Raw genomic sequence first — 5,591 nt, 5'->3', positions numbered from 1 at the left:
CATGCAGGCGGGGCGCGCCAAGGAAGAAGGGCGCATCCAGTCGGTTTTGTCTCTCACGCTCTTTGAAATCGCGAGTATCTGAAGAGATATGTGGGCGGTTTGGTTCATTCGATGGATCAGACATCTGCATATCGGCTCTCTAGGCTTCGGCCGATGATGGGAGTGTCAGCTTCACTGTTTGTTCGGTCTTCGGTGCCTTTGGTACTGAAGCACAGACAGACAGAGACTCTTCCGGTCTAGCCGACCGGAAGGATGTGCAGAGGTTCGAACGTCAAGGACAAGCTGGTAACAGCTTTTCAACTTGAGAGTTTGATCCTGGCTCAGAACGAACGCTGGCGGCAGGCTTAACACATGCAAGTCGAGCGAAGACTTCGGTCTTAGCGGCGGACGGGTGAGTAACGCGTGGGAACGTACCCAGCTCTGCGGAATAGCCTCTGGAAACGGAGATTAATACCGCATACGCCCTTCGGGGGAAAGATTTTTCGGAGTTGGATCGGCCCGCGTTAGATTAGATAGTTGGTGGGGTAATGGCCTACCAAGTCTACGATCTATAGCTGGTTTGAGAGGATGATCAGCCACACTGGGACTGAGACACGGCCCAGACTCCTACGGGAGGCAGCAGTGGGGAATCTTAGACAATGGGGGAAACCCTGATCTAGCCATGCCGCGTGTGTGATGAAGGCCCTAGGGTCGTAAAGCACTTTCGCTGGGGAAGATAATGACGGTACCCAGTAAAGAAACCCCGGCTAACTCCGTGCCAGCAGCCGCGGTAATACGGAGGGGGTTAGCGTTGTTCGGAATTACTGGGCGTAAAGCGCGCGTAGGCGGATCAGCCAGTCAGAGGTGAAATCCCAGGGCTCAACCCTGGAACTGCCTTTGATACTGTTGGTCTAGAGTTCGAGAGAGGTGAGTGGAATTCCGAGTGTAGAGGTGAAATTCGTAGATATTCGGAGGAACACCAGTGGCGAAGGCGGCTCACTGGCTCGATACTGACGCTGAGGTGCGAAAGTGTGGGGAGCAAACAGGATTAGATACCCTGGTAGTCCACACCGTAAACGATGAATGCCAGTCGTCAGGGGGCTTGCCCCTTGGTGACACACCTAACGGATTAAGCATTCCGCCTGGGGAGTACGGCCGCAAGGTTAAAACTCAAAGGAATTGACGGGGGCCCGCACAAGCGGTGGAGCATGTGGTTTAATTCGAAGCAACGCGCAGAACCTTACCAACCCTTGACATCCTGTGACCGCTCGAGAGATCGAGTTTCCCTTCGGGGCACAGTGACAGGTGCTGCATGGCTGTCGTCAGCTCGTGTCGTGAGATGTTCGGTTAAGTCCGGCAACGAGCGCAACCCACACTCTTAGTTGCCAGCAGTTCGGCTGGGCACTCTAGGAGAACTGCCCGTGATAAGCGGGAGGAAGGTGTGGATGACGTCAAGTCCTCATGGCCCTTACGGGTTGGGCTACACACGTGCTACAATGGTATCTACAGAGGGTTAATCCCTAAAAGATATCTCAGTTCGGATTGGGGTCTGCAACTCGACCCCATGAAGTCGGAATCGCTAGTAATCGCGGAACAGCATGCCGCGGTGAATACGTTCCCGGGCCTTGTACACACCGCCCGTCACACCATGGGAGTTGGGTTTACCCGAAGGCGGTGCGCCAACCTTTCGAGGAGGCAGCCGACCACGGTAAGCTCAGCGACTGGGGTGAAGTCGTAACAAGGTAGCCGTAGGGGAACCTGCGGCTGGATCACCTCCTTTCTAAGGATGCTTCTTGCAGGAAGGTCTCACTTTCCTCGTGAAGCACTTAGCAGCGACGCAAGTCGCAAACATCCGGGCCAGGCCGTCCTCATATCTCTTCAGAACAGTGGTTTCGCTGCAGCGAAACGCACCACGGGGCGTTAGCTCAGCTGGGAGAGCATCTGCTTTGCAAGCAGAGGGTCATCGGTTCGATCCCGATACGCTCCACCAGATGGGTCGGTAGCTCAGGTGGTTAGAGCGCACGCCTGATAAGCGTGAGGTCGGAGGTTCAAGTCCTCCTCGACCCACCATCACCTCGGGTGTGGCCACTGCGATTGGATCGTTGAGCCGCAAGGCTTTGCCGTCCAATCGGACGCCGGCCGAGGCCGGATTTGACATCGTTAAGAGAGATACAATCATCAGAACTGCTGGTCGCCCGAGTGTGGGATGACCTCGGGCTGGTTCTTCCGGGCCCGCTTACCCTAGCGGACCGGGCGAAAAGGCCAGCCATGAAACGGCAGTTTTGTTCCAAGTCAAGTACACTAACCTAATAGCTCCACACGAACCAGGTGGAGCTGGGAAAGTATGACTTCTGATTAACGTCGGCCGTGCTTAAAAGGAGCGGCCGTCTCGGAAGAAGCCTGGCTTCTTCTGGATCAGATCAAGCGCGAGAAGGGCGTTTGGTGGATGCCTTGGCAGTAAGAGGCGATGAAGGACGTGATACTCTGCGATAAGCCGCGGCGAGGTGAGAATAACCTTTGACCCGCGGATCTCCGAATGGGGCAACCCACCTGACAGTTTGTTATGATTGCCTTCGGGCAGCTCATAACGAGCTGAAACAGGTACTTAAGACCTGAACACATAGGGTTTTAAGAGCAAACCCGGGGAACTGAAACATCTAAGTACCCGGAGGAAAGGAAATCAACAGATACTCCCCTAGTAGCGGCGAGCGAACGGGGACCAGCCGAGCGATGAGAGTGACCAGAACCAGTTGGAAAACTGGGCCAGAGTGGGTGACAGCCCCGTACGGGAAGCTCAATTCGACGTATTAAGTAGGGCGGGACACGTGAAATCCTGTCTGAAGATCGGGGGACCACCCTCGAAGGCTAAGTACTCCTTACTGACCGATAGCGAACCAGTACCGTGAGGGAAAGGTGAAAAGCACCCCGACGAGGGGAGTGAAACAGTACCTGAAACCGAACGCCTACAAGCAGTCGGAGGCTCCTTGAGAGCTGACGGCGTACCTTTTGTATAATGGGTCATCGACTTGGTCTCACGAGCAAGCTTAAGCCGATAGGTGTAGGCGCAGCGAAAGCGAGTCTTAATAGGGCGTCGAGTTCGTGGGATCAGACCCGAAACCGAGTGATCTAGGCATGACCAGGATGAAGATAAGGTAACACTTATTGGAGGTCCGAACCCACACCTGTTGAAAAAGGTCGGGATGAGTTGTGCCTAGGGGTGAAAGGCCAATCAAACTCGGAGATAGCTGGTTCTCCGCGAAATCTATTTAGGTAGAGCGTCATCCGAATACCCCGGGGGGTAGAGCACTGGATGGGTAATGGGGCCCCACAGGCTTACTGATCCTAACCAAACTCCGAATACCCGGGAGTACTAGATGGCAGACACACGGCGGGTGCTAACGTCCGTCGTGGAGAGGGAAACAACCCTGACCTACAGCTAAGGCCCCCAATTCGTGGCTAAGTGGGAAAGCAGGTGGGACGACCAAAACAACCAGGAGGTTGGCTTAGAAGCAGCCATCCTTTAAAGATAGCGTAACAGCTCACTGGTCTAAACAAGTTGTCCTGCGGCGAAGATGTAACGGGGCTCAAGCCACGAGCCGAAGCTTAGGACTGCGTATGCAGTGGTAGCGGAGCGTAGTGTGACATAGTCTCATTCCTCCTTCGCACCTTCGGGTGCATTGGAGGAGAGAGGCTTTCTGTGAAGCCGGGGCGTGAGCCATCCGGTGGAGAGATCACTAGCGAGAATGATGACATGAGTAGCGACAAACAGGGTGAGAGACCCTGTCGCCGAAAGTCCAAGGGTTCCTGCTTAAAGCTAATCTGAGCAGGGTAAGCCGACCCCTAAGGCGAGGCCGAAAGGCGTAGTCGATGGGAACCAGGTTAATATTCCTGGGCCATGTGGTGGTGACGGATCGCAGGTGTTGTCAGTCCTTATCGGATTGAACTGGCAGCTGAGCGGTCCCTGGAAATAGCCCCACTGTAAGATCGTACCCTAAACCGACACAGGTGGACTGGTAGAGAATACCAAGGCGCTTGAGAGAACGATGTTGAAGGAACTCGGCAAAATACCTCCGTAAGTTCGCGAGAAGGAGGCCCAGTTTCTAGGCAACTAGTGGCTGGGGGCACAAACCAGGGGGTGGCGACTGTTTACTAAAAACACAGGGCTCTGCGAAGTCGCAAGACGACGTATAGGGTCTGACGCCTGCCCGGTGCCGGAAGGTTAAAAGGAGGTGTGCAAGCACCGAATTGAAGCCCCGGTAAACGGCGGCCGTAACTATAACGGTCCTAAGGTAGCGAAATTCCTTGTCGGGTAAGTTCCGACCTGCACGAATGGCGTAACGACTTCCCCGCTGTCTCCAACATCGACTCAGCGAAATTGAATTGCCTGTCAAGATGCAGGCTTCCCGCGGTTAGACGGAAAGACCCCATGAACCTTTACTATAGCTTCACACTGGCATCAGGCCAAGCATGTGCAGGATAGGTGGTAGGCTTTGAAGCGGGGACGCTAGTCCTCGTGGAGCCGTCCTTGAGATACCGCCCTTGCTTCGCTTGATGTCTAACCGCGGTCCGTTATCCGGATCCGGGACCCTGTGTGGTGGGTAGTTTGACTGGGGCGGTCGCCTCCCAAACAGTAACGGAGGCGCGCGAAGGTTGGCTCAGAGCGGTCGGAAATCGCTCGTTGAGTGCAATGGCAGAAGCCAGCCTGACTGCAAGACTGACAAGTCGAGCAGAGTCGAAAGACGGCCATAGTGATCCGGTGGTCCCGAGTGGAAGGGCCATCGCTCAACGGATAAAAGGTACTCTGGGGATAACAGGCTGATGGTGCCCAAGAGTCCATATCGACGGCACCGTTTGGCACCTCGATGTCGGCTCATCTCATCCTGGGGCTGGAGCAGGTCCCAAGGGTATGGCTGTTCGCCATTTAAAGAGGTACGTGAGCTGGGTTTAGAACGTCGTGAGACAGTTCGGTCCCTATCTGCCGTGGGTGTAGGATACTTGAGAGGAGTTGCCCCTAGTACGAGAGGACCGGGGTGAACGATCCACTGGTGGACCTGTTGTGGCGCCAGCCGCAGTGCAGGGTAGCTATGATCGGAAAGGATAACCGCTGAAGGCATCTAAGCGGGAAGCCCCCCTCGAAACAAGGTATCCCTTGAGGGCCGTGCGAGACCAGCACGTCGATAGGCCGGAGATGTAAGCGCGGTGACGCGTTCAGTTGACCGGTACTAATTGCCCGATTGGCTTGATCTGATCCAGAAGCAGCTAGGCTCAGGATCGGAAGTCAGAACCTCGACCTGGTACAAGAGCGAATAACGCTCCTGATGATGTTCCTTTCTCGGTCTGGTGGTCATAGCACGAGCAAAACACCTGGCTCCATTCCGAACCCAGCCGTTAAGTGCCGTTGCGCTGATGGTACTGCGTCCTAAGACGTGGGAGAGTAAGTCACCGCCAGACCTAGAAAGGAACATCAACCCGTATCTCTCTTGAACGATGAAGTTCCGATCGACACCAATTGGCGCGGGGTGGAGCAGTCCGGTAGCTCGTCAGGCTCATAACCTGAAGGTCAGAGGTTCAAATCCTCTCCCCGCAACCAAAAAAACGCCCCAAAAAGCGCG

General features: G+C 55.1%; 3 tRNA genes and 3 rRNA genes. All 6 read left to right on the top strand.

Going from position 1 to position 5,591, the window contains the following annotated elements:
* Positions 1 to 297 precede the first annotated feature (297 nt).
* The 6 genes from F3S47_RS19240 (at position 298) to F3S47_RS19215 (ending at position 5,569) form a co-directional block, all read left to right on the top strand.
* A 16S ribosomal RNA gene (locus F3S47_RS19240) occupies positions 298 to 1,759 on the top strand.
* Positions 1,760 to 1,893: 134 nt separating this feature from the next.
* Positions 1,894 to 1,969 (top strand) — tRNA-Ala (locus tag F3S47_RS19235).
* A 3-nt stretch (positions 1,970 to 1,972) separates the two neighbouring features.
* Positions 1,973 to 2,049 (top strand) — tRNA-Ile (locus F3S47_RS19230).
* A gap of 348 nt (positions 2,050 to 2,397) precedes the next feature.
* A 23S ribosomal RNA gene (locus F3S47_RS19225) occupies positions 2,398 to 5,226 on the top strand.
* Between the two features lie 89 nt (positions 5,227 to 5,315).
* Positions 5,316 to 5,430 (top strand): 5S ribosomal RNA (gene rrf / locus F3S47_RS19220).
* The 16S, 23S and 5S rRNA genes sit together here with 3 tRNA genes alongside, the layout of an rRNA operon.
* Before the next feature lie 62 nt (positions 5,431 to 5,492).
* Positions 5,493 to 5,569: transfer RNA gene (locus F3S47_RS19215), tRNA-Met, on the top strand.
* Positions 5,570 to 5,591: the final 22 nt, after the last annotated feature.

Origin of the sequence: Histidinibacterium aquaticum (genome assembly GCF_008710275.1) — a bacterium.
GTDB lineage: Bacteria > Pseudomonadota > Alphaproteobacteria > Rhodobacterales > Rhodobacteraceae > Oceanicola > Oceanicola aquaticus.
This window is presented reverse-complemented; position numbering and strand designations above follow the sequence as displayed.